Raw genomic sequence first — 327 nt, forward strand, 5'->3', positions numbered from 1 at the left:
CCCCCGGTTCGGGAACCGGGACGCGGCTCAGTAATGGATCGCGCGGCCGTAGGCGGCGAGAACCGCCTCGTGCATCGATTCCGACAGCGTCGGATGCGGGAAGATCGTCTCGATCAGCTCGGCCTCGGTGGTCTCCAGCGTGCGCCCGATCACATAGCCCTGGATCAGCTCGGTCACTTCCGGGCCGACCATATGCGCGCCCAGAAGCTCGCCGGTCTTGGCGTCGAACACCGTCTTGATCATCCCCTCCGGCTCGCCGAGCGCGATGGCCTTGCCATTGCCGATGAACGGGAAGCGGCCGACCTTCACCTCGTGCCCTGCCGCCTT

At 66.7% G+C, this 327-nt stretch carries 1 pseudogene; it reads right to left on the minus strand.

The features are described from left to right. Positions 1-27: 27 nt before the first annotated feature. Positions 28-327 (minus strand): annotated as a pseudogene (locus tag CG50_RS16110) (dihydrolipoyl dehydrogenase); the annotation flags it as partial.

Source organism: Paenirhodobacter enshiensis (genome assembly GCF_000740785.1).
Taxonomy (GTDB): domain Bacteria; phylum Pseudomonadota; class Alphaproteobacteria; order Rhodobacterales; family Rhodobacteraceae; genus Rhodobacter; species Rhodobacter enshiensis.